The organism is Burkholderia sp. WSM2232 (assembly GCF_000472545.1).
In the GTDB taxonomy this organism is placed as follows: domain Bacteria; phylum Pseudomonadota; class Gammaproteobacteria; order Burkholderiales; family Burkholderiaceae; genus Paraburkholderia.
The window spans coordinates 349,000-375,663 of the sequence record NZ_AWZV01000003.1; the positions used below are offsets into that span (position 1 = coordinate 349,000).

Below are 26,664 nucleotides of genomic sequence, written 5' to 3' on the forward strand. Positions count from 1 at the left end.
ACTCGCGACGTTCTCCTTATCCGCGCTCAGCGTCAGTTGATAAGGATGACGAACGAATGGCGCGCTGTCGGTTTCTTCCGCAGACCCGCAACCTCACATCGCATTTCGCGGATTTTGTCCGGGCGTCCCCGGCGTTGGATTGTCTTGTCATGGTTAAACGACGTGAGTTTCTCGGCTTGCTGACGGCTGTCGGCGGCAGCTACATGCTGAGCGCATGCGGCGGTGGCGGGGGCGGTGGCGACAGCAAGGGCACGAGCACGGGTGCGACGACCAACGCGAACTCGACCTCGACCGGCGCGGCCACGGGCGCAACAGGCGCCGGTACGACGACTGGAAGCACAGGCGGCACGCAGGGCAATGCCACTTCGACCGGTTCGAAGGGCAACAACGGCGCTTCGAACAGCAGCACGCCTGCTTCGGCGGACGGCACGTCGATTCCTCCGGCGGCATTGATCGTCGACAACCAGTCGGCGGTCTGGACACTCGTCGGCGGATCGGTGTATCGGAACGGCGTGAAGGCCGGCAATACGTACAGCGTTTCCTTGCTGCTGTGGTACGGCGGCATCGTCTACCACGCGGGCACGGGCGGGCAGTTCTACGGCTGGAGCGGCTCGGCCTGGTATGCGTGCGCCGATCCTCGTTTCGGTGCAACGTCGGTGGACGGCACTACGATTCCCGGCGCCTCGCGCATTATCGACAAGGTGGGCGCGGTCTGGACCGTTGCAAGCGGCGTGGTCCTGCGCAACAACGCCGCGGTCGGCGTGACGTCAAACGTGTCGTTGCTGCTATGGTACGGCGGCAAGCTCTGGTATCGCGCGACAGGCGGGCAGTTCTACGTGTGCAACGACATCGACCAATGGCTGCCGTGCACCGATCCCCGCATCTCCGTGGCGGCGACGAGCGGCACATTCCACGGCATCAACGGGCATTACGATTACCGCTACACGCCCGCGCAGGTCGTGTCGATCATGCAGAACATGGGCTGCTCCACGTATCGCGTGGGCGTGACCGACGACCCCGCGCAGCTCTCCGCGGTAGTGGCGCTCGCGCAGGCGTTCCAGTCCGCCGGGCTCACGCTTTTCGTGCTGATCCAGATCGGCATGCGCGACGCCAACAGCGCGCTGCTAGCGAGCGAAGCAGCGGCGTACAGCCGGGGCCATTCATGCGGCGTGACGGTGGCTGCCGCGCTCGCACCGTACGGTGTGGTCATGTACGAGTGCGGCAACGAATTGACTCGCGACCCCGCGATCATTCTCGACTTCACCAATGCAGGCACGAAGGCGGTGGACTTCAGCAACGCGAACTGGCCGATCATGCGTGGCCTCATGCGCGGCATGATTGACGGCGTAAAGTCGGCGCAGCCAGCGGCGAAATGCGGAATCAACTTCTGCGTGGCGGATGTCGGCGCCGCCGACGCGTTGTGGGACGGCACGCAACCGGACGGCACGAGCGGCCATCCGACAGTGCGCTGGGACATGACGACGTGGCACAACTATGAAGTGTACGGCGACATCTTCGACATTGGCTCGGACGGCTCGGGTCCCGGCTTCGATCTGCCTACATACTGCAAGGCCCGTTACGGCATGCCGTTCTTGCTGACCGAATGGAATACGGGCCCCGAGAAGACGCTGGCCTACCGCGCGGATTACATCAGCTCGCGTTATGCGAGCTACTACGAGGCAAGAAAGACGAAGAACATTCAGTCGACGATGTATTACGAGCTCGATAGCGGCAACACCACATACGGCGTGATGATCGACGGCGTCACAGTCAACCTCACCTACAACGCATTCGTGAGCGCCGTCGCGAGCCATCCCGACAATTGAGGATCGCGGCACGGGCTCGAATGGTTTCTCAGTGGCGCGCGCGCTGCCGTGCAGGCGCCTCGGTAGATCACCCATGACCGGCGCGAGCACATGGTCGTCGGGCGCATGCTGACGGCAGCCTGGATACGAGTGCGGAATCCAGATCGTCGCGAGACCCAGGTGTCGGCGAAACACTCGTTCGAAATCATGCCACCGAGGTTGGGCGGCAGCGTCACCGGCTTGCCGGTCGATGCCTCGATGGAGCCCTCGGTGAACGCAACCCACGGGTCGTTCGGGTGGAGCCGCGTTGCATTGCCGGACGCTTCCATCGTGACTTCGATGCCGCTCAAACGGGGTCGCTCACATCGGCGACCGAGAAGCTCGGCCTTACCGTGTCCGCGTTGAGCCGGCATATTGCAAAGCTCGAAGGCGACATTGGCGTGCCGCTGTTCGAGCGTCATGCGCGCGGCATGGTGCTGTCGCACGCGGGGCGGCTGCTGTTTCGTCACGCGCAGCGCACGCTGGCAGACGCGCAGGCTGTGTTCGACGAGATTCAGGGCGATGAGCGGCGGCGCGCGCGCACGCTGACCATCGCATGCACCGAGGGCTTCGCGTTCGACTTTCTGCCTGTATCTCTAGGGGCGTTCTGCGCGCAGCAACCCGACGTGGCCATCCAGCTGGAAGTGGTGCCTGCGGAACGCGCGAGCCAGATGCTGCTGTCCGGCGAAGCGTCGATCGCTCTCGCTTTCACGTTCAAGCCGGAGCCGGGCGTGCTGGTGCAGTTCACGCAGCGCGCGCCGGTGATGGCGCTGATGCACGACGATCATCCGCTCGCGAGCAGGCCACAGATCGCGCTGAAGGACCTGGCCGCTTATCCCGTGCTGCTGCAGGACAAGGGCACGACTAACCGGCAACTGTTCGACATAGCATGCAGCGTGGAGGGCCTTGAAATAGAGCCGATGATGACGAGCCGCTACTTGGCGGCGCTCTACCGTTTTGCGCAAGCGGTGCCAAACGCAATCATGCCGTCGGGCTATGTGTCGGTGGCAAAGCGTTTAGCGGTGGACCATCTCACGGCCATTCCCTTCGACAATCCGTTGCTCGCGCAACGACGCCTGCAGGTGATCACGCTTGCAGGCCGTCAGCTCGACGATCTTGCGCAGGAGTGTCTGGACTGGATCGTCGGGGACTTGAAGCGGACTTCGGAGCGGGCGTGAAGGGCGGGCGTGAAGGGCGGCAGGCGCGTGAACGGCTGCCGGCACAGACCAGGCGCCAGGCATCAAGCCGCGGAGTGCGAGTGTGTCACGCGGGCTTCAGCAACGTTCGCCATTCGGGCAGGCCGCCTTTGTTGTCGAGCTTCTCGACGAGCGGCACCGCGCGCGCGGCCAGTTGCTCCTGCACATCGGCGACAGCGCTTGCGAGCGTGCCCGACATGCCGAGAGTCTCCAGCATCGACGCCGCTTCGCGCATTTCTTCCGAGCGCCGCTGACCATGCTCGACCACACGGCCAATCAGATACGCTTCGTAGCCAGCATCCCAGCCGACGCCCGGAAAGCTGGCTGCGAGCGAAGCGAGCACGCGGCCGTCCACGTCGAATTGCCGCGCGGCCAGCATCGACTGGACGCACAGCGCTTCCATACCCTTGATCATGATGCTGCGGCACAGTTTGATTGCCGAGGCGAGGCCGACTTCCTGCGCGACCGCTTCACAGCGCATGCCGAGTTCGTTCAGCAGTTCCGCTGTCTGCGCGGCAACACGGCCGCCGAGCAGCATCGGCGCACGTATGCCTTGCGGCGGCACCGGCGCCATGACCGCGGCTTCCACGTAGTCGGCGCCGCTTTGCTGAACCGCCACGCTGTTGCGCTGCTTGACGGCGGGCGACACCGAATTCAGATCGATGAAAATCTGGCCTCTGACGAGATGCGCCGCGGCAGCGCTCGCCACCGCTTCGGCCTGGCTCGCGGTCACGGCGGAAAAAACGAGCTGCGCATCGCGCAGTGCGGACGCGAGATTGTCAGCAACGTGCGCTCCGCTTTGCTGCGCGCGCTCGACAATCGCACTGCGGGTGGCGGGATCTTCGAGTTTGATGTCGAAGATGGACACGGCGCGGCCGGCTTCGGTAAATGCGCGCGCGAAGACGGGACCGACCTCGCCGAAGCCGATAATCGCAATCCGGGCGACGGACTGTTGGGGCGACTGGGACATACGGGCACTCCGTAGTTGCGTTGGAGAATGAGCGACGCCGAGCGTGCGCGCACTCAGTCGATATAGCGCAGCCCCAGTTGCTTTAACGGCTCGCGCATCTGATACATATCGAGGCCGAGCACGCCCGAGGCGAGCTTCTCGCGTTTCTGCGCTTCGTTTGCTTCGCGCGCGCTTGCTTTTTCGAGCGTCTGCTGCGCATTTGCCGACGGCACCACGACGACGCCGTCCTGATCGGCGACGATCACATCGCCCGGCGTGACCAGCGCGCCCGCGCAAACCACCGGAATGTTCACCGAGCCGAGCGTGGCCTTGATCGTGCCCTTCGCCGAAATCGCCTTGCTCCAGACCGGGAAGCCCATCTCCGTGAGCACGCTCACGTCGCGCACGCCCGCGTCGATGATCAGCGCCCGCGCGCCGCGCGCCTTGAAGCTCGTGGCGAGCAGGTCGCCAAAGTAGCCGTCGGTGCAATCGGCGGTGACGGCTGCCACTACCACGTCGCCCGGCTGGATCTGTTCGGCGGCGACATGCAGCATCCAGTTGTCGCCGGGATGCAGCAGCACCGTGACGGCGGTGCCGAAGGCATGCGCGCCGGTGTAGACGGGGCGCATGTACGGCTTCATCAGACCGACGCGTCCCATCGCTTCGTGCACGGTTGCGCTGCCGAGCGCGCCGAGGCCGTTGGCGATGCGGCCGTCCACGCGCGCGATGTTGCGATAAACCACTCCGAGTTCGTACATGTTCAACGTCCTTGTGCTTTGAGTGCGGCGTCGAGGCGCGGATAGACGCGCCGTGCGTTGCCTTCGTAGATCTTGGCGCGCTGTTCCGGATTCATATCCGCCGCTTCGACATAGCGCTTCGTATCGTCGAAGTAGTGGCCTGTTTGCGGATCGACACCACGCACGGCGCCGATCATCTCGCTTGCGAACAGAATGTTGTCGACCGGAATCACTTTGGTAAGCAGGTCGATGCCGGGCTGGTGATAGACGCAGGTGTCAAAGAAGATGTTTTTCAGCAGATGCTCTTCGAGCAGCGGCTTCTTCATTTCCTGCGCGAGGCCGCGAAAGCGTCCCCAGTGATACGGCACTGCGCCGCCGCCATGCGGAATTACGAATTTGAGGGCAGGGAAGTCGCGAAACAGATCGGACGTGAGGCACTGCATGAACGCGGTCGTATCGGCGTTCAGATAATGAGCGCCGGTGGTGTGAAAGCATGCGTTACAGCTCGTGCTCACATGCACCATTGCCGGAATGTCGTACTCGACCATCTTCTCGTAGACCGGATACCAGTAGCGGTCGGAAAGCGGTGGGCTCGTCCAGTGGCCGCCCGACGGATCGGGATTCAGATTGATTGCCACATTGCCGTACTGCTCGACGCACTTCACGAGTTCGGGAATGCACGTGGCGACATCCACGCCAGGGCTTTGCGGCAGCATCGCGGCAGGAATGAAATTGTCGGGGAACAGCTGACTCACGCGGTAGCACAGTTCGTTGCAGATAGCGGCCCACGTGCTCGACACGTTGAAGTCGCCAATGTGATGCGCCATGAAGCTCGCGCGCGGGCTGAACACGGTGAGGTCGAGGCCGCGCTCGCGCATCAGGCGCAACTGGTTCGTTTCGATCGACTCGCGCAGTTCGTCGTCGCTGATCTGCAGTTCGGACGGCCTGGGCGCGTCGGTGGGATTGCCGAGTGCGGCGATCTGGCGATTGCGCCAGTTTTCCAGCGCTTTCGGCGCGGTCGTGTAGTGACCGTGAATGTCGATGATCATGCATGTACTCCGAATTGAAATGCCGTACGGCGAAAGCTTCAGCGTGGCAGTGCGGTGTCGGTGCGCTGTGCTGTCATGTCTTCTTCCTGCATTGCCTTGCCCGCGCTGTTTGCAGCACTGACCCTGACGTCGGACAGATCGCGCCCGCGTGTTTCCGGCAGCATCAGCGCCGCGATCACGACGAGCGCATACGACGCACACGCACACATGCCCATTGCGGCGCCGAGCTCGAGCTTCGCGCTCAGCACGCCGACCATGGCGGGCATGATTGCGCCGATGGCACGCCCCGCGTTGCCGCACAGACCTTGTGCCGAAGCGCGGATGCGGGTCGGAAAGAGCTCTGCGAGATACGCGCCGGTGCCTGCCGCCGTGCCGGACTGCAGCGTGCCCAGTACGAAGCCCAGCACGAGCGTGACCGGCAGCGTGATCGGCGCGAGTGTGTAAGTAGCCACAGCGATGGCCTGCAGGAATGCAATCACAATGAACGTGCGGCGTCGACCGAAACGGTCCGCCATCCAGCCGTTCAGAAACGCGCCGGCGAACGAACCGAGAATGTTGATCGCGAGATAGCCGCCAATGTTCGTGATCGACAGGTGCAGCACCAGCTTCAGATAGGCGGGCAGCCAGGTGATCATCACGTAGTTGCCGCCGTAGATGCCGAACGTCAGCAGGATCGCCTTGAAAGTCGTCACGCGGGTCGAGCGGTCGAACACGGCCCAGATGCCCGGACGGTCCGCCGCATGCTCGCGGCGAATCTGCGCGAACACCGGCGCTTCCTTGATGTGACGGCGAATCCACAGCACCAGCAGCGTGGGCAGGATGCCGATTGCGAATAGCACCCGCCACGCCCACTCGGGTTGCAACGAACTGAAGATCAGCGTGGACAGCAGCACCGCCACGCCGTAGCCCACGGCCCAGCCCGCCTGCAGCGAGCCCACCGCGCGGCCGCGCACCTGCGGGCGAATCGTCTCGCTGATCAGCACCGCGCCCACCGCCCATTCGCCGCCGAAGCCAAGGCCCTGAAGTCCGCGCGTGATCATCAGTTGACCGAACGAATTAGTGAATGCTGACAGCAGCGTGAAAGCAGAGAACCATAGAATCGTGATCTGCAAAACGCGCACGCGTCCGTAACGGTCGGCGAGAATGCCTGCAATCCAGCCGCCAAGCGACGCCATGATCAGCACGGTCGTGCCGAGCACGCCTGCCTGACCGCGCGTCATGCCCCACAGCGCGATTAGCGTGGGAATGGCGAGCGCGTACATCTGCGTGTCCATTGCATCGAGTCCCCAGCCGCTGAAGCACGCCCAGTAGGTGCGCTTCTCCGGCTTCGTCATCTCGGTGTACCACTTAAGCATTCTCGTTCTCCTGTGTTTGGCCGAATGCGCCTGGTTGTTTGTGTTGCGGATCGCGCCGTTCGCTGGCTGCTTGCCCTGACGCCGCGCCGACCGCGCCCGCCGCTGCGAGTAGAGGCTCGGGATCGCCGCCCAGCACTTTCGTCACGCGCGCGGCGAAGTCGAGCAGGCGCGGGCGGTAGCGCTCCATTTCTTCCATACCCATGCGCGCGGACGGTCCGACAATGCCGAGCGCGCCCACCAGTTCCTGGCCGACGCGGAAGACGGGCGCGGAAATGCCCGACGTTTCGCGGTCGCGCTCTCCCATCGACAGATACACGTAGCGCGAGCGCACGGTGTCGTACGGCTCGCCGGGTTCGCCCGCGAATGCGAGCAGCACACGGCCGCCCGCGCCGCGTTCGAGCGGCTGTGTGTCGCCTTGCTGCACTTCCGCGCGAATCGAGTGACGCGACGCGATGCGGTACAGGCAGACCCGGTGATCGCGTTCGCGCACATGGAACGAAACTGCCTCACCCGTTTCGGCGCTGAGCTCCTTCATGGCGGGCAGAAGGACGTCGCGCAGATCGAAGCCGGCCTCATAGACGGCGCTCAGATGCATCGCAGCGGAGCCGATCCAGAAGCGCCCGTCGTCGTGACGGATCAGAAGCTGGTGATGACAGAGCGCCTGCGCGAGCCGCGACAGCGTGCTCTTGTAAAGCCCTGTGCGCTCGGAAAGCTCCGTGAGGGTGAGCGGTTCGTCGTTGCGGCGAAACGCAAAAAGGATCGACGCGGCGCGGTCGAGCACGTCGATGCCGCTCGACGTGACGCCTTGCGGCGTGCGCGCCGTGTCGCTGCTGCGGGCCATAGCCGTCTCCGGTATAGTTCTATCAGATAGAACACGTAATCGTTGGATGGAACAATGCTATTCCGTTCGCTCAGCGGCGTCAATCGTGGGCTCGAGTCGCTACTTGGTGGTTTCCCCGAGCGACACGCACCGATGGTATCGCTACCATCGCACTCATTCCGAAAGCTGCCGTCCGGCCATTCAGAACTATGAGCGGATGGTAGCGATACCATGGAGGCCTCAGTGGCGAACCGCAAGACATCCGAGCAGTTGCGCAGTTATCGCTGGTATGGGGTGAACGACCTTCGCTCGTTCGGTCATCGGTCCCGCACCGCGCAAATGGGCTATCACGCGTCCGACTACATGGGCAAGCCCGTGATCGCCGTGGTCAACACGTGGAGCGAAATCAATTCCTGCCACACGCATTTCAAGCAGCGCGTGGAGGAGGTCAAGCGCGGCATCTGGCAAGCCGGCGGCTTTCCCGTCGAGATGCCGGTCATGACGCTCGCCGAGCCGTTCCAGAAGCCCACCACGATGCTCTACCGCAATTTCCTCGCGATGGAGACGGAGGAAATTCTGAAGTCTTATCCATTCGACGGCTGCGTGCTGATGGGCGGTTGCGACAAGACCACGCCCGGCCTGCTGATGGGCGCGATCAGCATGAACCTGCCGGCGATCTATCTGCCCGCCGGCCCGATGCTGCGCGGCAACTGGAACGGCCGCACGCTCGGCAGCGGCTCGGACACGTGGAAATACTGGGCCGAACTGCGCGCGGGCAAGATCAGCGAGGACGAGTGGAAGGGCATCGAGAGCGGCATCGCCCGTTCGCCCGGCCATTGCATGACGATGGGCACGGCCTCCACCATGACGAGTGCCGCCGAGGCACTGGGGCTCACGCTGCCGGGCTTTTCGTCCATTCCGGCGGTCGACTCGCGGCATGCGCAGTTCGCGTCGCTGACCGGCCAGCGCATTGTCGAGATGGTGTGGACGGACCTGAAGCCGTCGGACATTCTCACCGCGAAGTCATTCGATAACGCCGTGACCACGGTGCTCGCCATGTCGGGCTCGACCAATGCGATCGTCCATCTGGTCGCGGTGGCGCGTCGCGCCGGTATCGACCTGACGACCGCGCGCTTTGACGAGCTGTCGCGCATCACGCCGGTAATCGGCAATGTGCGGCCGGCGGGCCAGTATCTGATGGAAGACTTCTTTTATGCGGGCGGCTTGCGGGCGCTGCTCGCGGAACTCGGTGAGCTGATCGACGGTTCGCAGCTGACGGTGAACGGTTCGACGCTCGGAGAAAACATTTCGGGCGCCGAAATTTTCGACGATGACGTCATTCGCCGGCGTAGCAATCCGATCGTGGCCAGCGACGGGCTCGCGGTACTCACCGGCAATCTCGCGCCGGACGGCGCGGTGATCAAACCGGCGGCAATGGAAGCGCATCTGCTCAAGCATCGCGGTCCGGCGGTGGTGTTCAAGGATTACGCGGACATGGCGGCACGCATCGACTCTGAAGAGCTTGAGGTAAGCGCGGATTCCGTGATCGTCCTCCAGCATGCGGGCCCGGTCGGCGCACCCGGCATGCCCGAGTGGGGGCAACTGCCGATTCCGCAAAAGCTCCTGAAACAGGGCGTGCGCGACATGGTGCGCATTTCGGATGCGCGCATGAGCGGCACGAGTTACGGCGCGTGCGTGCTGCACGTCGCGCCCGAGTCGTTCGTGGGCGGCCCGCTTGCGCTCGTGAAAGACGGCGACATGATCGAGCTCGACGTGGCTGCACGGCGTTTGCATCTGGACGTGAGCGACGAGGAACTGGCCGCGCGCAAGGCAGCGTGGCAAGCGCCGAAGCTTCCGTTCGAGCGCGGCTTCGGCGTGATGCATCAATTGCATGTTTTGCAGGCGAACAAGGGTTGCGACTTCGACTTCCTCGAAGAGCCGATGAAGGCGGCCGCCGCCGCGCCCGCGGGGCAGGAACAGGCCACGCCGGGCGCGAAGCACGGTGAACCCGAGATCCACTAATTCAAACGGAGTCCTTATGAGCGCAACGGAAGTCGTCGTGAACGAAGCGACGCTCGAACAGCTACGCCATGTCAGCACCGCCACCTTGACCACGCAACTCTTCAAGCGCGGCTTGCGCAATGTATTTCTGCAAGGTGTCGCGCCGCTGGTCAAGCCCGCGCCCGGCGCGGCGAATGTGGTCGGCCCGGCATTCACGCTGCGCAATATTCCCGCGCGCGAAGACCTCGATCACGTCGGCGTGTTTCAGGACCCGGAGCATCCGCAGCGCAAGGCCGTTGAGACCGCGCCCGCCGGCAGTGTGCTGGTGCAGGACTGCCGCGGCGAGCGCGCGGTGGCGTCGGTCGGCTCCATCCTCGCGCTGCGGCTCGCAAAGCGCGGCGTCGCGGGCATGGTGTCGGACGGCCCGGTGCGCGACAGCGGGACCATCGCGGCGTTGGGCTTGCCGATCTGGTGCGCGGGCGCGAGCGCGCCGCTCAACCTCGCGAAACATCATGCAGTGGATATGAACGTGCCGATCGCCTGCGGCGGCGTGGCGGTATATCCGGGCGATATCGTGGTCGCCGATGTGGACGGCGTAGTCATCGTGCCGCGCGAGATGGCCGCCGAAGTTGCGCGCGACGCCACCGAGCAGGAGCAACTCGAAGCATTCATCGCGCAGCGTATCGAGGAAGGGCGGCCGTTGCGCGGCACCTATCCGCCGAACGAGGAAACCATGGCCGCTTATGCGCAGTGGCGGGCACAACAACAATAAGCCGCGCGGACCGCTGGATTCGCCGACCCGACTCACGCCTCATCCGTTACAGAACGCAGGCTCGCGCGCAGAACGCGGCCGTAGGAGACGCTGTGAACATCACGACACCCGCCATTGACGAATCGCGCCTCATCAACCGCCTCGCTCTCCGGTTGATGCCGCTACTCGGGCTGCTTTACCTGGTCGCCTATATCGACCGCTCCAATATCAGCTTTGCGAAGCTGCAGATGCTCGGCAGCCTCGGGCTATCGGAAGTTGCATATGGGCTTGGCGCGTCGCTGTTCTTTATCGGCTATCTGATTTTCGAAGTGCCGAGCAACGTGATGCTGCATAAATACGGCGCGCCGCGCTGGATGGCGCGCATCATGTTCACGTGGGGCGTCGTGACGATACTGCTCGCGTTCACGACGAACGCGACCATGTTCTACGTGCTGCGTTTTCTGCTCGGCGCGTCCGAAGCCGGCTTATATCCTGGTGTGATCTATTATCTGACGCTGTGGTTTCCGGCGCGGCATCGCGTGCGCATGCTCGGCTATTTCACGCTCGGCAGCAGCCTCGGCAATATGCTCGGCGCGCCGATCTGCGGCTGGCTGCTCGACAAGGGCGGGTTCGCGGGGCTGCAAGGCTGGCAACTCGTATTCATCGTGACGGGCCTGCCTTCGGTGCTGCTGACAGTGGTGGTGCTGTTCCTGCTGCCTGCGTCGCCGAGAGAAGCCAGGTTTCTTTCCGCCGACGAAAAAGCATGGCTCTCCAGCACGCTTGAGGCCGAACGTGCGCAAATCAACGCAAGCGTCGCGACGCACGGTTCGCTATTGAGCGTGCTGACCGAACCGCGCGTAATCGGCATGGCGCTCTATTACATGATGCTGTCCATTTCCGTTTATGGCGTGAGCTACTGGTTGCCGACGCTCGTGAAGGGCTTCGGCGTGAGCAATACAACCAACGGTTTACTCAACATCGTTCCGTGGCTAATGGCGACCATTGTGCTTGCATGGTTGCCTTCCAGGTTGCGCGGTGCGGGCGATCGCGCACTGATCGCCATGCTGGTTTCGGCGCTGCTCGGCGTCACGTGTTTCGCCAGCGCAGTGTTTCTGCCGACCAACACGCTGCGTTTCATCGCACTGTGTTTCGGCGCGCCGTGCATGTATCTGCTGCTGCCTTGCTTCTGGACCTTGCCACCGAAATTCCTGGTTGGCGCACGAGCGGCGGCGGGAATCGCTGCGATCAACTCGCTCGGCAACATTGGCGGCTTCATCGCGCAAAATCTCGTGCCGTGGGTTCGTCAAACCACGGGTAGCGTGAAAGCGCCCATGCTGATTCCTGCAACCTGTCTGCTGCTGTTCGCTGCCATTACCGTATTCATCTTGCGGCGCGACCGCAACGTGCGCTCGACCCGCAGCACCGTGGCGGTGACCGAATGAGGCGCGTGGGCCGGTCCGTCATGTCACGCGACGGCCTGAGCCGTCCACGGCGCGGCGCGGATCGGAGCGAGTCAGTGCGCCTTGGGGCGGCCCTGTGCCGGTTGGCGCAACGTGGCGCAGTTTAAAATACGGGCGCGATCTAACTTCCCCGTCCGCGATCATGCCGAATAAAGAACCGCCCGCCACCGCAAGCGCCGCTGCGCCAGACGCGGTGTCACCCACGCGGCGCCTGCGCGGTGGGCCCAAAGGCTTGCGCATCACAGATGTCGCCGCGCAGGCGGGCGTCGCGCCGATCACGGTCTCACGTGTGTTCAACAGCCCGGAGACGGTGGCGCCGGAGACGCTCGAACGCGTGCGGCAGGTCGTGCAGAAACTCGGCTATGTGCCGAACCGGCTCGCGGGCGGTCTGTCGTCGTCGCGCTCGCGGCTCATAGCGGCAATCGTGCCGACCATCGCCCACTCGCTGTTTTCGGAAACCATCCAGGTGTTCAGCGAGACCATGTCGCGCGCCGGTTATCAGGTGTTGCTCGCGTTGAGCGGCTACGACGATTCGAGCGAAGAGACCTTGCTCGACGCAGTGCTGAGCCGGCGTCCCGAAGGTGTGCTGCTGACGGGTGTCGCTCACACGGACTCGCTGCGTGAGCGGCTCGCAAACGTCGGCATTCCGATTGTCGAGACCTGGGACATGACGAATCAGCCTATCGACATGCTGGTCGGCTTTTCGCATTACCAGATTGGTTTCGCGGTGGCCGGGCATTTCCTGCAGAGGAACGTGCGCAAGCCTGGCCTTGTGTCCGCCAACGACCAGCGCGCGCTCGCGCGCCGCCGCGGTTTTCGCGAGCGGCTCGCGCAGTCGGGCATTAACGAAATTCCCGAGGTGCTCGTTGCGCCGCCGAGTTCCGTGGCGCTCGGCAAGTCAGCACTGCCGCGTTTGCTCGACGAGGCCGCGGATCTGGACGCGCTGTTCTGCGGCTCGGACCTGCTCGCGATAGGCGCCTTGAGCGCGGCGAGGCAATTGCGGCTCAGCGTGCCGTCGCAACTCGCGATCTGCGGGTTCGGCGATCTGGAGTTCTCCACCGAGACGACACCACAGCTCACTTCCGTACACGTCGACGGCACCCGCATCGGGCTCGCGGCGGCGCGATGCCTGCTGGACCGGCTCGCCGGATCGGCGCAGAACAAGGTGACCGACGTGGGCTTCGAGATTGTGCAGCGTGGCACCACGTAGGCTGGCTTCAGCCATCGGTTAGCGAACCGCGCCGTGTGCCTGTCACAGGCACGCGGTAGATACCTCACGACATCCTCCAATCAGGCGGCGCCGGCCCGGACGTCGCGGCTTTGCGTTGCCCATGCCGGGCTGCGATCATCTCGCGCGCCTTGCGCGTCGCGATTGCACTTAGCTTGTCCAGGATCATATTTCAGATCCGGCTGCGCTCTTAAAATCCGACAGCGCATGAAGTAGTGGTCTGGTCTTCATGGCAAAAACATTGTGTAGCGTTTCAGACCGGTCCATGGAAATCAGGCAGATATGGTGAATAAGACCTTTGAACGGGTGTTGATACCCTTGGGGGCGGGGCTCGTTGCGTGTCTTTCGGGATGCAGCAACCTCGAGGTGCTGGATCCCAAGGGCAGCGTGGGCATGGCGGAGAAGTCGCTGATCAGTACGGCGACCATGGCCATGCTGATAGTCGTCGTGCCGGTGATCATCATGGTCCTCGTGTTCGCGTGGCGTTACCGCGCAAGCAATCGTAACGCGACGTATGCCCCCAAATGGGCGCATTCCACCGCGATAGAAACAGTGGTGTGGACCGTACCCACGCTCATCATTCTGTTCCTCGGCATCCTGACCTGGAACACCACGCACGAGCTGGACCCTTACCGGCCGATCCAATCGGCGGTCAAGCCAATCAAGGTCGAGGTCGTCGCGCTCGACTGGAAGTGGCTCTTCATCTACCCGGAGCTCGGCGTGGCTTCGGTCAACCAGCTCGCGTTCCCCGTGGGCACGCCGGTTGACTTCCGTATCACGTCCGATTCCGTGATGAACTCGTTCTTCATTCCGCAATTGGGAAGCCAGATCTATGCAATGGCGGGCATGCAGACGCAATTGCATCTGATCGCCGACCATGCCGGCGACTACGCCGGCATCTCCGCCAACTACAGCGGCAAGGGCTTCTCGGACATGAAGTTCCGCGCGCTCGCCGTCACACCTGCGCAATTCGATGCGTGGGTCGAGAAAGTCAAGGCTTCGCCGCGCCGGCTGGATATGAACGAGTACAACTCGGTGGCGCAACCGAGCGAGAAGGAGCCGGTCGGCTATTTCTCGTCGGTCGATTCCAGGCTCTTCAACAACGTTATTGCGAAGTACAACAACGGCAATGTCCTTGATCTGCAGAACAGCAATTGCCGTACAAAGGGTTAGCACATGCTCGGAAATCTGACACTCTCCGCGATCCCGTTCGATCAGCCCATCATCATGGGGGCGGGCGCGCTCATGCTGGTCATGGTGCTCGCCGTGGTGGCGACACTAACCCGGCTCCATAAATGGAAGTGGCTGTGGCACGAGTGGCTCACAAGCGTGGACCACAAGAAGATTGGCGTGATGTATATCGTTGTCGCAGTGCTGATGCTGGTGCGCGGCTTCGTCGATGCAGTGATGATGCGCCTGCAGCTCGCACTCGCGTACCACTCGCCGGGCTATTTGCCGCCGCACCATTACGATCAGATCTTCACGGCGCACGGCGTCATCATGATCTTCTTCATGGCGATGGCGCTGATGGTCGGCTTGTTCAACCTGGTCGTGCCGTTGCAGATCGGCGCGCGCGATGTCGCGTTCCCGTTCCTCAATTCGCTCAGTTTCTGGATGACCGCGATCAGCGCGATTCTCATGAATCTGTCGCTCGTGATCGGCGAATTTGCACAGGTCGGCTGGCTCGCGTATCCGCCGCTCTCGGAGCTGCAGTTCAGTCCGGGCGTTGGCGTCGACTACTACATATGGAGCCTGCAGTTATCCGGCGTCGGCACGCTGATAACCGCAATCAACTTCTTCGTGACCATCGTGCGCATGCGCGCGCCCGGCATGACGCTGATGAAAATGCCCGTGTTCACGTGGACCGCGCTCTGCTCGAACGTGCTGATCATGGCCACGTTCCCGATCCTGACGGTGGCGCTCGCGCTGCTCGGCCTCGACCGTTACATGGGCATGCACTTCTTCACGAATGAAGCGGGCGGCAACGCGATGCTCTATCTGAACCTGATCTGGGCGTGGGGGCATCCGGAGGTGTACATCCTCGTGCTGCCGGCCTTCGGCATCTATTCGGAAGTGATTGCAACGTTCTCGAAGAAGCCGCTGTTCGGTTACCGGACCATGGTTTATGCCACCTGCGCGATCATGGTGCTGGCATTCCTCGTCTGGCTGCACCACTTCTTCACGATGGGCTCGGGTGCGGACGTCAATGCGTTTTTCGGCATCATGACAATGGTCATTGCCATCCCCACAGGCGTGAAGATATTCAACTGGCTGTTCACGATCTACCGCGGACGCCTCGAGTTTTCCGCGCCTGTACTGTGGACGATCGGCTTCATGATCACCTTCACGATCGGCGGCATGACCGGTGTGATGATGGCAATTCCCGGCGCCGACTTCGTGCTGCACAACAGCCTCTTCCTGATCGCGCATTTCCATAACGCGATTATTGGCGGTGTCGTGTTCGGCTATCTGGCAGGGTTCCACTACTGGTTTCCGAAGGCGTTCGGTTTCAAGCTCAATGAAAAGCTCGGCAAGTGCGCGTTCTGGTGCTGGTTCGTGGGCTTCTACGCTTCGTTTATGCCGCTCTACGTGCTCGGCTTCATGGGTATGACGCGGCGCCTGAACCACTATGACAATCCGGCGTGGCATCCGTGGCTGATTGCGGCGGCATGCGGTGTTGCGTTGATCGCGCTCGGCGTGGTGTTCCAGGTGGCGCAGGTATGGGTCAGCGTGGTCAACCGCAACAAGCCGCAGTATCGGGACGTGACCGGCGACCCGTGGGACGGCCGCACGCTCGAGTGGGCGACTTCGTCGCCGCCCCCGGCCTATAACTTCGCGATCATTCCGACGGTGCACGAGCTCGACGCCTATGCCCACATGAAAGAGACCGCAAGCACCGAGGCCAAAGCGCCGGTGTATCGCGACATTCACATGCCGTCGAATACCAGCGCGGGTCTGTTCATTGGCGCGTTCAGCCTCGCGCTTGGGTTTGCCGGTGTGTGGCACATCACGTGGCTGGCTGTCGTGGCGCTACTGGCTATCGTGGCCACGCTGATTGCGCGCAGCTTCGGCAATAACGACGGCTATTACATCTCCGCCGATACCGTGCGGGAAATCGAAAGTAAGCGCGGTCCTGCGGCCGCAGCGGTGAACAACCGCGAACTGGAAGCGGTGGAGGCCTGATCGATGTCGCACAAAACACTCTCCGTTCCGCTCGACGGCGGACACGGCAATCACGGTTCGTCGGACACGGTGTTCGGTTTCTGGCTGTATCTGATGACCGACTGCGTGCTGTTCGCCTCGCTCTTCGCGGTATTCGCAGTCATGTCGAACCAGTTCGCGGGCGGTCCGTCGGGCAAGGAGCTGTTCGATATCGGCGGTGTCGCGGTCGAAACGGCTGCGCTGCTGCTGAGCAGCATCACGTATGGTTTCGCCATGCTGGCCGCAAGGCGCGGTAAATCCGCGGCCGTCCTCGGCTGGCTCGCCGTTACGTTCGCACTCGGGCTCGCGTTTCTGGCGCTGGAAATGCGCGAGTTCTCGCATCTGATTGCAGAAGGCGCCGGGCCCGGCCGCAGCGCGTTCCTGTCAGCGTTCTTCACTCTGGTCGGTACGCACGGGCTGCACGTGACCGTGGGACTGCTGTGGATGGCCGTGCTGGCGGTTCAGGTGGTGCGTGCTCCCGCATTGTCGGAGCGCGAGCTTACGCGTCTCGCGTGTCTGAGTCTCTTCTGGCATTTCCTCGATATTGTCTGGATCTGCGTTTTCTCGTTCGTTTATCTCGGGAGCGTGCTGTAATGGCTCACATGCAATCACTTTCCGCGGACTCGGGACATGGCAGCACACGCGGCTATGTCTGCGGCTTCGTGCTCTCAGTCTTGTTGACCGCGGCGGCGTTCTGGCTGGTCATGCGCGGCGCGCTTCCGGCGCAGACCGCGATGATCGCGTTGTCCGTTCTGGCCTTCGTGCAGATTGTCGTTCATCTGGTCTTTTTCCTGCATATCGACATGTCGGCTGGGCAGCGCTGGAACGTCATGGCGCTCGCCTACACTGCATTGGCCGCGCTGTTTCTGATTGGCGGCACGGTGTGGGTCATGCATAACGTCAGCATGAACATGATGTCCCGTTAGCAGCGTGAGCAAAAGGGCGAGCTACTGCTGCTAATTCATCGCTGGTGGGCAATCGCAACACGAGCACGCCCTTTAGAAGCGCACGCCGATTCCGCCTTCTATCACGTCCGTGTCGCGGTTGTAGCGTGTCACTACGCGATTCCAGGTAGCGCGGGCGAGCCAGCGCGAACCAAAGCGATAGCTCGCCGATACCGCGAAGAGTCCAGAAACCCGGCCGTCGCCCATCCGCGCTTGCGGGAGTTGATTGGTCTGGTTGACCGCAACATAGGGACCGATGCCAGCCGATAACGTCAGGCGGTCGTCGAAAAATGCGCGGGTTGCCCACAATTGTGCCGCAAGGCCGTCGCGGCGCGATTGCACGTGTCCGCCTTCGTGAAGGTACGACGCGCTCACGTCGACATAGCGCCACAGCCCACGCCGGTATTCGAGGCTGACTGCCTTGGCCGATTCCGACTCGTTGCTGTTGAGGATCGTTTTGCCCAGCATCACGGTCAGCTCGTTGTTCGTGACGTTCGATGTACGCGGCACGGGCCGCGGGCGTGGGCCGCGCTCGCCCGACACTTCCAGTTGATAACCAACGCCCAGCAAGAGTGCAGTTGTGTTCGGGCCGCCGAATGCGTGGACGTGGTTCAGTTGCGCGATGGCAATCCAGCGTCGGTCGAAATAATAGGCGGCGCGCACACTTCCCACAACGCCCCAGCCGTGAGTGTTGGAATAGTCGCCTCCGGCGCCTGCTACGGTGGTGTCGAAGTATCGGTATGGACCGGCTCCTGCCGAGAGTTCGAGCCGATCGTTCCATAACGGCAGGCGTCCCCACGCTTGCACGGCCTGTCCATCACGATGGTGGCCGGGCAGATGCCCCTCGTTGAGCCATGAAAAGCTCCAGGCAGCGAAGCGTCCCAAACCTTCGCGATAGGTGCCACTCCACGAGTACGTATTCTCGCCGCCGCTAACAAGCGGACCGGCCAGCAGCGAAAATTCCTGTGCCTTCGCGCACGGAGCCGCGCAGGCAAGAGCCACAGACAGAAGAGTCAGCAGCAGGGCGGAACTGTGCGTGCAATCTCGACTTGTCGACACTGTTCGGTTGAGAGCGGGGTAGGTAAACCAAGGTAGTCGGTGGCTGACTGCGACGCAAGGGAAGATCATTTCCTTCAGGACTCGCTCGACGCGCCATACCTCACAATAGCAATGCGTCATAGAGGCGGCTGTGTGCTGACGCACGTAAAGCGGGCGACTGTCGCGTGTTTTGAATCTGAATAATCTGGCTGATCAGGTCATTTTTCCTGGCTTTTCGCCTTTTAGTAATGGCTATTAGCGAGCGGCACTTCCGGATATGATTTTTTTGGCGACAGCGGAAACGCGGTCAGTTCGCTCCTGATAATTACCACTGCCGGGGCATTATTAATGCGGCGGCGTTTTCTAGCCGCCGCGTGGGCCAACCAGATACCGGCTGAAATAGCGTGCGGGTGCTATGCGCCGTCCGGTCTCATGCGGCTTTTAGTGCTAGCGGGAAGGCGCACGAGGGGGCGACATGTTCGGGAGCTGAGAAAACCGCCCGACGTCCCGCATGGCCCCGCCAGCCCGAGCGGGCGCCGGCAACTGGGCCGCAACAGCGTTAACCATGAGAAAAGATATTTCGTGTGAAGATTTGTTCAGGAAAATTCCATCCCTGCAGAAGTGCATCCAGACCGCGCGCAGCGGCCTTTTTGTCTGATGATGGGTGTTTTTTCCTCTTCTATGTATCGTCTACGCGACGATGAGAAATAATTACTCCAAATGTGCTGTCGGGTAGAATCTGGCATTAGGGTCGGATAATCAAACGGTAAGTCCATCTAATCCTCCGATCATCCTGAGAAAGCAGAAATTTTTGCGTTACGCGAAGTTCTCGGAAAGAATCATGCTTTTTGGCTGAAAAGTACTAATTTCCATGTGACCCAAGCTGCATTAGCGGGTACGATTTACCCCGTTGCAACGTTGGCCGAACCACTTTTTCCCGATCTTTGATCGGTTCCGGTTCCGGCGAAGGTTCGCGCAGTACGGGTTGCGCCGGCAGCAGTTTGGCCCAACGGTTTTCCAGAAGTCCATCAAGTTATCGCGGCGTCGAGCGCCTCGCGATGGGCGGAGCATTTCCTGCCGCCACCCGGTTATTCCACGTTGTCTTCGGCAATGTGACCGCACCTGATTGAATTACGAACGGTGCAACGTGCAAATGTGCGTCGATAAGCACAACGAATTAACAACCAGCTGTTCCGAAGAAACGCGGTTCTATCTTGAACCTGAAAACTAATCTTTTGATTTTTTATCGAGAATTTTCTCGACAGTGGGAAAAATAATCATGGTTAAACGACGACAATTTCTCGGAGGCCTGACGGCCCTGGCCGGTACTTATCTGCTTAGCGCCTGCGGTGGCGGTGGCTCCGAAGACGGTAGCGCAAGTCCGACCGCAAAGGCGTCCCCGAGCCCCGTAGCCAAAGTCACCTCCCCAGCCGCCTCCGCCAGCGGCACCGCAATGCCTCCGGCCGCTTCCATTACCGACGGCTATGGCGACGTCTGGACGCTGGTCAACGGCGTGATTTACCGCAACGGTTCAACCGTCGGCAACACGTATAACGTCTCGCTCGTGCTCTGGTACGGCGGCAAGATGTGGCATTGCGGCACCGGTGATCAGTTCTATGTGCACGCAGACGTCGCGGAGCAATGGCTGCCTTGCAGCGATCCGCGTATCGACGTTGCCGCGGCTGCGGGCAGCTTCTTTGGCATAAACGGACACGCCGACTACACGTATACCCCCGAACAGGTCGTGTCGATTCTGAAGAGCATGAATTGCACGAGCTACCGCGTGGGCGTGACCGACGATCCCAAAGATCTGGACGCGGTCATCAAGCTGGCGAAGGCGTTTCAGTCAGCAGGACTCACGTTGCTCGCGCTCATCGACCAGGGCGTCTATGAGACCGGCGGAATCATGGCCAGCGAATCCATTGCATATGATCGCGGCCGCGTAGTCGGCTCGACCGTCGCCAATGCGTTGAAGCCGTACGGTGTGACGATCTACGAATGCGGCAACGAGTTGACGCGCCAGGACGCGACCGTGCTCGACTTCACGGCTGCGGGCTCGAAGGCGAGCGATTTCAACAATCAGAACTGGCCCATCATGCGCGGCGTCATGCGCGGAATGATCGACGGCGTGAAGTCGGCGCAGCCGGACGCCAAGTGCGGCATCAACTTCTGCGTCGCAGACGTGGGCGCCTCGGACGCGCTGTGGGATGGCATGCAGCCTGACGGCAGCGGCGGCTATCCAAAGGTACGTTGGGACATCACGACCTGGCACAACTACGAAGTGTACGGCGACCTGTTCAACGTCGGCACCGATGGCGCCGGTCCAGGCTTTGACCTCGCGACCTATTGCAAGGCCCGCTATGGCGTGCCGCTCATTGTCACGGAGTGGAACACTGGACCGGAGAAGTCCGAGAGCTACCGCGGCACTTACATTTCCGACCGACTCAACGCGTTCTACAACGCCCGGAAGACGCACAACATTCAGTCGGTCATGTACTACGTTCTGGATAGCGGCGACAACACCTACGGCGTCATGGTCAACGGCAAAGCGATCGACGCGCCGTACAACGCGTTCACCAGCTTCACGTCGAGCCACGCGGACACCTGAACAGGTTTCAGTCGTCCGTCAACCAGGCTGCTCTCGCCCTTCTTGCAGGGCGGCAGCGGCTTTATTCATGTTGGCCTGGGCACGCTGCAACGGCGTGCTTCCTGTGTGCTGTCAACGACAGAACGTGTCGGGCACCAGTTTTCCCCACTCGTAATCGATGCTGTCGGGCGTGAAAGGCAGCACCCCGGCGCCAGGCGTAAACGTTAGCTCGCCGAAATAAACCTTGTTGTCGGGCGCATACAGATCGACACGAACATAGTCGAAGTCCTCGCATAGCTTCGTAGCTGCTTGCAGAATGGCCTCCAGGTTATCGGGGCGCGGCGCCGGTACCGGGCTGCGTTTGTAGTAGCCGATCGCAATGTCGAGGTGATTCCAGTCCACGTCGTACACATCGCCCCGCGTATTGCGGCCAAATCTGTCCGAAATCACGAGAATGTAGATGGTCGGCCGTCCGCTTCGTCCGTTGAAGCAGTGCAATTTGTAATCCGCGGGAATTTCGCCGCTGTGGTCGAGCAACAGGTGCTCGAAGAAAACGCGTGGTTTGATCCGGCGGTAATGTCTTTCTCGCGCAATCTTGTAGAAGTCGAGTGAGAGCCAGTAGTTCGCAAGATCTCGCAGCCGCTCGAAAGAAGTTGCCGATTTGCTCCTCACCACCTCTACATAACTACTGCCGTGATTTGCCTTCATGACGAACTGATCGGGCAGGGCATCGAATACTTCTTTCGTGAAGGCCTCCGGCGCTGCCAGCAGCGGTATCACATGCTGTTCACCGAGCTTTTTCGCCACGTACTCGCGGACCGCCAGCTTGTCCGTCAGTTCGACGAACCAGGGGTCTGGCCGCAGGTTCTTCTGCAGGATCTTTTCGTTGAAAGTGGTGGGGCGCAGCAGGTTCGGATAGCGGCCAATTTCCTTGTGATGCAGCAGGCTAAGAAACAACGGTGCCGGCAGCATCGATTTGGCCGCTTCTTTCAGCCTTCTCGCAGGAGACTCACGACGCTGCTTCTGATGGTGGCTCGTCGCGTCGGGGGAAAACTGCACTGACTTCGTTGTTGTCATTGTCCGATCCCTGTGAATAGCGGGCGACGTTCGGCTCGCGGGCGCGACGGCGCACCGCGCCATGCGGGGCACGCGTTTGCCGCCCGCACGGGCACCAGCCGTCAGTCGTCAATTGCGACGCATCGCTCGGCAACCTCGAGACGCTGCTGGGCGCGAAACTGTGTAGGGGACATTCCATAGCGCTCCTTGAAGAGACGGCCCAGACGATTGCCGTCACCCATGCCGCAGCGTCGCGCGATTTTGTCGACCGGCAGATCGGTGTTGCGCAGCATTGCCCGAACCACTTCGAAACGGGTGCGCAACAAATACTCGAGTGGCGTCATACCGAACTCGAATTTGAAGCGGCGCTGATAGTTGCGCTTGCTCATCGCCGCGCACTCGGCGGCCTTTGCGACGGAAATAGGATTGCTGTAGTTTTCCTTTATCCAACGCGCCGACTCGCGAATCTTCTCCGTGGTCGTGGTGATACTCGCGTCGTCCAGTTCGAACCTGTCGGACTCGACGTAGGTCGTTTGCAGCATGTCGGCGATCTTCCGCGCTACTTCCGTGCTTACGTCCCGTTCAATCTGCGCGAGGGCGAGATCGGTAGGCGTCGCACTGTTCGCACGCGCCGTAGTTGGCGCGTCGTCAAACAGGAAGATCGGTACAGTGGAATGCAGCGGGTCCTTGCAGACCACCACGAGGTTCGCACCTTGCTGAATGTCGAATGACGCGATCGAGCCTTGCCGGGCTATCCAGGAAAGAAGACGGTCGTTTGACTCGAGCGCGCGCGCTGCGTCCCGGCACGCGACAAATAGTGCATGGAAATCGCCTAGCCGATTGCGGTCGATACTTTGCGTCCAGATAGAAATGCCGGACGAGCTGGTGACAAGCCCCCCGCTTTCGGAAAGCACGGAAAGGCGATACGGTGAGTCATCGGTAGCACCGTCTGACAATTCGTTCGCAAGCCGGAATGCGTCGCCGATTGCACCGGCTGTAGCCATCGAGCATTCCTGCGACACCAGAAGCCCAATATGCCTGGCAGGCTTCCGCGTCGCTACTCTTGGACCGCTGCGGTGCGTATCAAGATACGACGTAAGAAAATCTGTGGAAGTCGTCACGCTTAGTTCTCCAAACAGGGTGAATCACTGTCTACGTGACGAGATTAGCGTACTCAAATCACCCTGGCGAACGTGGCCGGTATCCGACGGTGTTTTGGCGCATTTGTGATGATTGGAGAAATTGTTACCTCGAATGCCTGAATAAAGGCATACGAATCAGCGAAGAAATCAGCAAGATTTGCTACGCATATTTCGTGTGAGATTTTTGAGGGTCGAAAGGTTCTTCTGGCGCAAAGCCCCGCCACACAAGGCGAATCCGTCGGCAAACGACTATTGTGGTTGTCCGAACTTCGGCGAAATGTGACTAAATGTATATGGCCTGCAGACCCCCAATTCCGTATCACTCTGTTACATCCATTGCACATAGCTACAACACTTTCCGCATATGGTGTTGCGCTGTAATCGCTTCGGCGGATTCGGCCAATAGCACCCGAATTTATGCCGTGACTGCTGCACTCATCTTCATCAGCGCTATGCTTCACTGCAACATCTGAAGCAATAGGGGTTGGCCCTGCAGTGGCTATCGAATGCCAGTAATGCGCAATTTCTTCGCCTTTTCGCTTGCATGAGTCGATTCAGGTGTAGTTATTGCCGTGTCTTGAAGTGCTCTTGCGCTGACGACGTACGACAAGGCAACGCTCATGTGAGTCGGGGCCGGGCTGCGTATTTCGAGCAGTGTTCTCAATCGGCGTATCGAGCACTTGACCATTTGTAGTACGAAATAAGCGCGGTAACGCAGCCTCAGGCTGTCGTTCCGCTATCTGGGGGATTCGAAGTCTGGAGACGGGGCGAGCCGTGCTGCTTGCGGCGCAGCCTTTGATCGTTCAAGCAGGTGGACAGCCACTTGGCTTGGCAAAACCATGACGTAGCTCCGACGATGCGTCGGGCTACGCCATACGCGTTCCTGCCGGTGACGGATGTGGAATGTGGACCGTTGGTGCAGCCAGGCGGTGTCGACTCATTACTGTGCCCATCAAACATGGAAGGATCAAACCGGTGGACTACTATCCTCTGAATTCGCTCCCTGGGAGTGCCAGCACAGAGCGTGGCCAGCTTAGCGCGCGCGCCATGCTCCGTCTCATGCGCGACCACATCTGGGAGATCGTACTTACCACGGTCGTCGTTTTCAGCCTTGCTGCCGCGTATCTGCTGATTGCGTCGCCTATCTATTCTGCAGACGTGCTGATTCGCGTCGACCCACCGGAACCCAACGCACTCGGACTCGCACTCCAGAATCAGGAGAACCTGCCTCCGCCCGCACCATCGCCCGTTACCGAAATGGGCGTGATACGCAGCCGCTCCGTACTGCAGCCGGTCATTGAACGCTTTCGTTTCGACGTCTCGGTGACGCCGCGCAAATTGCCTCTGCTTGGCGACATTGCGGAGAAGTTCGCGACGCCTGGCGAGCCCTCGCGAGCATGGCTGGGACTGAAGTCCTACGCATGGGGAGGCGAGCAGGTAAAAATCGGCGTGCTCGACGTCCCCAAAGATCTGGAAGAAGAAAAAATGACGCTGGTGGCCGGGGAGGACAACACGTACGAACTGCGTGGGCCCCAGGACCAGGTCTTCCTTCACGGCACCGTGGGCAAGCCGGTGTCGAGCAATGGCATTTCGATGCGCGTCGATGAACTGGTTGCGCGCCCGAACACCGAGTTCACGGTTGTTCGGTGGAACGAAGTGGATGCTATCAAGCGCTTCGACAACACCATCAAGGTTGGCGACAAACTGAAGGACTCCGGTCTGGTGCAGATCGAGTACACCGACAAGAGCGCAACCAAGGCGGCTGAGGTTGCCAATGCGTTAGGTCAGCAATACCTCGCAACGGCGATTGCCAGCCGCCAGGCGAACGATACGACCACGCTGGCGTTCATTAACGGAGAACTTCCCCGTCTGCTGGCAGACCTGAGAAAGGCCGAGGAAGCACTGAAGTCGTTCCGCGCGACTTCGCAATCCATGCAGCCTACTGCCGAGGCACAGGCGTATCTGCAAGGCGGTCTGGACATCGACCGGCAGATTGCAACTCTGCAATTGCAACGCACGCAGTTGCTCGAGCGCTATACACCGCAAAGCCGTTGGGTGCAGAGCGTCGATACGCAACTCGCGCAACTCAATAGCGCGAAGGCGAATTTCAACGGCCACTTCAACGGCATGCCTGCGTCGGAACGCGAGAGCGTCGATCTTCAGCGTGCGCAGAAGGTAGCGGAAACCATCTACCTGGGCATGGTGCAGAAAGCCGAGCAGTTGCAGGTGCGCCGGGCGAGCACGACGGGCGGCGCGCATATCGTCGACCAGGCCATCACGCCGCATCGTCCCGTGAAACCGCAGCCGATGCTTGTGCTGCCCGGCGGCCTTGCACTCGGGATCGTGTCGGGCATCGTGCTGGTGTTCATGCGCCGCCATGTGCTTACAGGCGTGACCGATCCGCGCTATGTAGAACGCAGCATGAGCATGCCGGTATTCGGCGAGATCCTGTTCAGCCAGCAGCAGTTGTTGCTCGACCGAACCAATCCGGGAGCCAAATCACTGCCCGGTGCCGCTGCGCGGGCTGGTTTGCCGCAACCGGCGACGGGCGGTGTGCCGGAGATTCAGGTGCCGAGCGGCGGCACGAGGGTACTCGCGGAGCGTTTTCCGAACGATACGTCGGTGGAGGCACTGCGGGCAGTACGCACTTCTCTGGCGCGGGATCTCGCGCATTCGCGCAACAACATTCTGATGGTGATCGGGCCGACGCCCTCGGCGGGCAAGAGCTTCGTCGCGGCCAATATCGCGACATTGCAGGCGGAAATAGGCGCGCGAGTTCTTCTTATCGATGCGGATATGCGGCGCGGCCATCTCGCCTCGCTGTTCAACCAGAGCAACCGGGGTGGACTTTCGGAAGTTCTCTCTGACCGCATGCCACTACGTAACGCACTGCGGCACACGGGTATCGAGAATCTGTCGTTCCTCTCGTGTGGCTCGCGCCCGGACAATCCCGCTGCCTTGCTTGCGAGACCGCGCTTCAAGGAAGTTCTCGAGCGTCTGAGCGCGCAATTCGATCTTGTGATCTTCGATACGCCGCCGTTCCTCGCAGTCACCGACGCCTCGATCATTGCCAGCGAAGCCGGCGCATCGTTGCTTGTCCTGCGCTCGGGCATGCAAAGCGAGGAGGAGATCGAGGACACGATCAAGAAGATGGAACGCGCCGAGGGCCGCATTGCCGGTGCCGTGTTCAACGGCATTCCACTTCGACGCAGTACCCGCACCTATGGCTATGCAACGAACTACGCCAGCGATTACGGCGATGCCGAACCAACCGGTGGACCTCTGCGAACGTGAGCGGACTGCCAC

20 protein-coding genes and 1 pseudogene are annotated in these 26,664 nt (G+C 61.3%); 12 read left to right on the top strand and 9 right to left on the bottom strand.

What is annotated here, in order from left to right; translation table 11 throughout:
- Window positions 1-149: 149 nt before the first annotated feature.
- Window positions 150-1,826 (top strand): hypothetical protein, encoded by a 1,677-nt coding sequence (locus F757_RS0101585; RefSeq protein ID WP_027209842.1) that lies wholly within the window; start codon window positions 150-152, stop codon window positions 1,824-1,826.
- Between the two features lie 45 nt (window positions 1,827-1,871).
- Here F757_RS0101585 and F757_RS34825 read toward each other — a convergent pair.
- Window positions 1,872-2,149 (bottom strand): annotated as a pseudogene (locus tag F757_RS34825) (M20 peptidase family dipeptidase); the annotation flags it as partial.
- A 48-nt stretch (window positions 2,150-2,197) separates the two neighbouring features.
- Here F757_RS34825 and F757_RS0101590 point away from each other — a divergent pair.
- Entirely contained in the window at window positions 2,198-3,022 is an 825-nt protein-coding gene (locus tag F757_RS0101590) for a LysR family transcriptional regulator (protein WP_232221329.1), read from the top strand.
- Between the two features lie 85 nt (window positions 3,023-3,107).
- Here F757_RS0101590 and F757_RS0101595 read toward each other — a convergent pair whose 3' ends face one another.
- Genes F757_RS0101595 through F757_RS0101615 form a run of 5 tightly spaced genes read right to left on the bottom strand, consistent with a single transcriptional unit; the run spans window position 3,108 to window position 7,971 of the window.
- Window positions 3,108-4,010, bottom strand: a complete 903-nt coding sequence (locus tag F757_RS0101595) for an NAD(P)-dependent oxidoreductase (RefSeq protein ID WP_027209844.1) — start codon at window positions 4,008-4,010, stop codon at window positions 3,108-3,110.
- 53 nt (window positions 4,011-4,063) lie between these two features.
- Window positions 4,064-4,747, bottom strand: coding sequence for a 4-carboxy-4-hydroxy-2-oxoadipate aldolase/oxaloacetate decarboxylase (gene ligK, locus F757_RS0101600; protein ID WP_027209845.1), 684 nt, complete (start codon window positions 4,745-4,747; stop codon window positions 4,064-4,066).
- A 2-nt stretch (window positions 4,748-4,749) separates the two neighbouring features.
- Window positions 4,750-5,775, bottom strand: coding sequence for an amidohydrolase family protein (locus F757_RS0101605; RefSeq protein ID WP_027209846.1), 1,026 nt, complete (start codon window positions 5,773-5,775; stop codon window positions 4,750-4,752).
- 38 nt (window positions 5,776-5,813) lie between these two features.
- On the bottom strand, window positions 5,814-7,130 hold the full coding sequence (locus F757_RS0101610) for an MFS transporter (RefSeq protein ID WP_027209847.1): 1,317 nt from the start codon (window positions 7,128-7,130) through the stop codon (window positions 5,814-5,816).
- A complete protein-coding gene (locus F757_RS0101615; RefSeq protein ID WP_027209848.1) occupies window positions 7,123-7,971 on the bottom strand; it encodes an IclR family transcriptional regulator in 849 nt (282 codons plus the stop codon). Before F757_RS0101615 ends, F757_RS0101610 begins: the two co-directional genes overlap by 8 nt.
- A 210-nt stretch (window positions 7,972-8,181) precedes the next feature.
- On the opposite strand from F757_RS0101615, the gene araD reads away from it, so the two are divergent.
- The 8 genes from araD to cyoD all read left to right on the top strand — a co-directional run bounded on the left by araD (window position 8,182) and on the right by cyoD (window position 17,517).
- Window positions 8,182-9,972 carry an L-arabinonate dehydratase gene (gene araD, locus F757_RS0101620; protein ID WP_035466044.1) on the top strand — a complete coding sequence of 597 codons (1,791 nt, stop codon included), beginning with the start codon at window positions 8,182-8,184 and terminating at the stop codon, window positions 9,970-9,972.
- A gap of 16 nt (window positions 9,973-9,988) precedes the next feature.
- Complete coding sequence (locus F757_RS0101625) at window positions 9,989-10,723, top strand: ribonuclease activity regulator RraA (RefSeq protein ID WP_027209850.1); 735 nt, start codon at window positions 9,989-9,991, stop codon at window positions 10,721-10,723.
- A 92-nt stretch (window positions 10,724-10,815) separates the two neighbouring features.
- Window positions 10,816-12,144: an MFS transporter gene (locus F757_RS0101630; protein WP_027209851.1), complete on the top strand. Its 1,329-nt coding sequence runs from the start codon at window positions 10,816-10,818 to the stop codon at window positions 12,142-12,144.
- A gap of 160 nt (window positions 12,145-12,304) precedes the next feature.
- Window positions 12,305-13,372 carry a LacI family DNA-binding transcriptional regulator gene (locus F757_RS0101635; protein WP_027209852.1) on the top strand — a complete coding sequence of 356 codons (1,068 nt, stop codon included), beginning with the start codon at window positions 12,305-12,307 and terminating at the stop codon, window positions 13,370-13,372.
- Between the two features lie 300 nt (window positions 13,373-13,672).
- Window positions 13,673-14,563 (top strand): ubiquinol oxidase subunit II, encoded by an 891-nt coding sequence (gene cyoA / locus F757_RS0101640; protein WP_027209853.1) that lies wholly within the window; start codon window positions 13,673-13,675, stop codon window positions 14,561-14,563.
- A 3-nt stretch (window positions 14,564-14,566) separates the two neighbouring features.
- Complete coding sequence (gene cyoB, locus F757_RS0101645) at window positions 14,567-16,573, top strand: cytochrome o ubiquinol oxidase subunit I (protein WP_027209854.1); 2,007 nt, start codon at window positions 14,567-14,569, stop codon at window positions 16,571-16,573.
- A gap of 3 nt (window positions 16,574-16,576) precedes the next feature.
- Complete coding sequence (gene cyoC / locus F757_RS0101650; protein WP_027209855.1) at window positions 16,577-17,185, top strand: cytochrome o ubiquinol oxidase subunit III; 609 nt, start codon at window positions 16,577-16,579, stop codon at window positions 17,183-17,185.
- Window positions 17,185-17,517, top strand: a complete 333-nt coding sequence (gene cyoD / locus F757_RS0101655) for a cytochrome o ubiquinol oxidase subunit IV (protein ID WP_027209856.1) — start codon at window positions 17,185-17,187, stop codon at window positions 17,515-17,517. The genes cyoC and cyoD overlap by 1 nt, the downstream gene beginning before the upstream one ends.
- 72 nt (window positions 17,518-17,589) lie before the next feature.
- On the opposite strand, the gene F757_RS0101660 is transcribed toward cyoD, so the two are convergent.
- Window positions 17,590-18,714 (bottom strand): hypothetical protein, encoded by a 1,125-nt coding sequence (locus F757_RS0101660; protein WP_232221320.1) that lies wholly within the window; start codon window positions 18,712-18,714, stop codon window positions 17,590-17,592.
- A 1,138-nt stretch (window positions 18,715-19,852) separates the two neighbouring features.
- On the opposite strand from F757_RS0101660, the gene F757_RS0101665 reads away from it, so the two are divergent.
- Entirely contained in the window at window positions 19,853-21,181 is a 1,329-nt protein-coding gene (locus F757_RS0101665; protein WP_027209858.1) for a hypothetical protein, read from the top strand.
- 111 nt (window positions 21,182-21,292) lie between these two features.
- On the opposite strand, the gene F757_RS0101670 is transcribed toward F757_RS0101665, so the two are convergent.
- Together F757_RS0101670 and F757_RS0101675 are read right to left on the bottom strand one after the other, a co-directional pair.
- Window positions 21,293-22,237 (bottom strand): ATP-grasp fold amidoligase family protein, encoded by a 945-nt coding sequence (locus tag F757_RS0101670; protein ID WP_027209859.1) that lies wholly within the window; start codon window positions 22,235-22,237, stop codon window positions 21,293-21,295.
- Between the two features lie 101 nt (window positions 22,238-22,338).
- Window positions 22,339-23,220 carry a GlxA family transcriptional regulator gene (locus tag F757_RS0101675; protein WP_027209860.1) on the bottom strand — a complete coding sequence of 294 codons (882 nt, stop codon included), beginning with the start codon at window positions 23,218-23,220 and terminating at the stop codon, window positions 22,339-22,341.
- Window positions 23,221-24,405: 1,185 nt separating this feature from the next.
- On the opposite strand from F757_RS0101675, the gene F757_RS0101680 reads away from it, so the two are divergent.
- Window positions 24,406-26,652 carry a polysaccharide biosynthesis tyrosine autokinase gene (locus tag F757_RS0101680; RefSeq protein WP_035466047.1) on the top strand — a complete coding sequence of 749 codons (2,247 nt, stop codon included), beginning with the start codon at window positions 24,406-24,408 and terminating at the stop codon, window positions 26,650-26,652.
- Window positions 26,653-26,664: the final 12 nt, after the last annotated feature.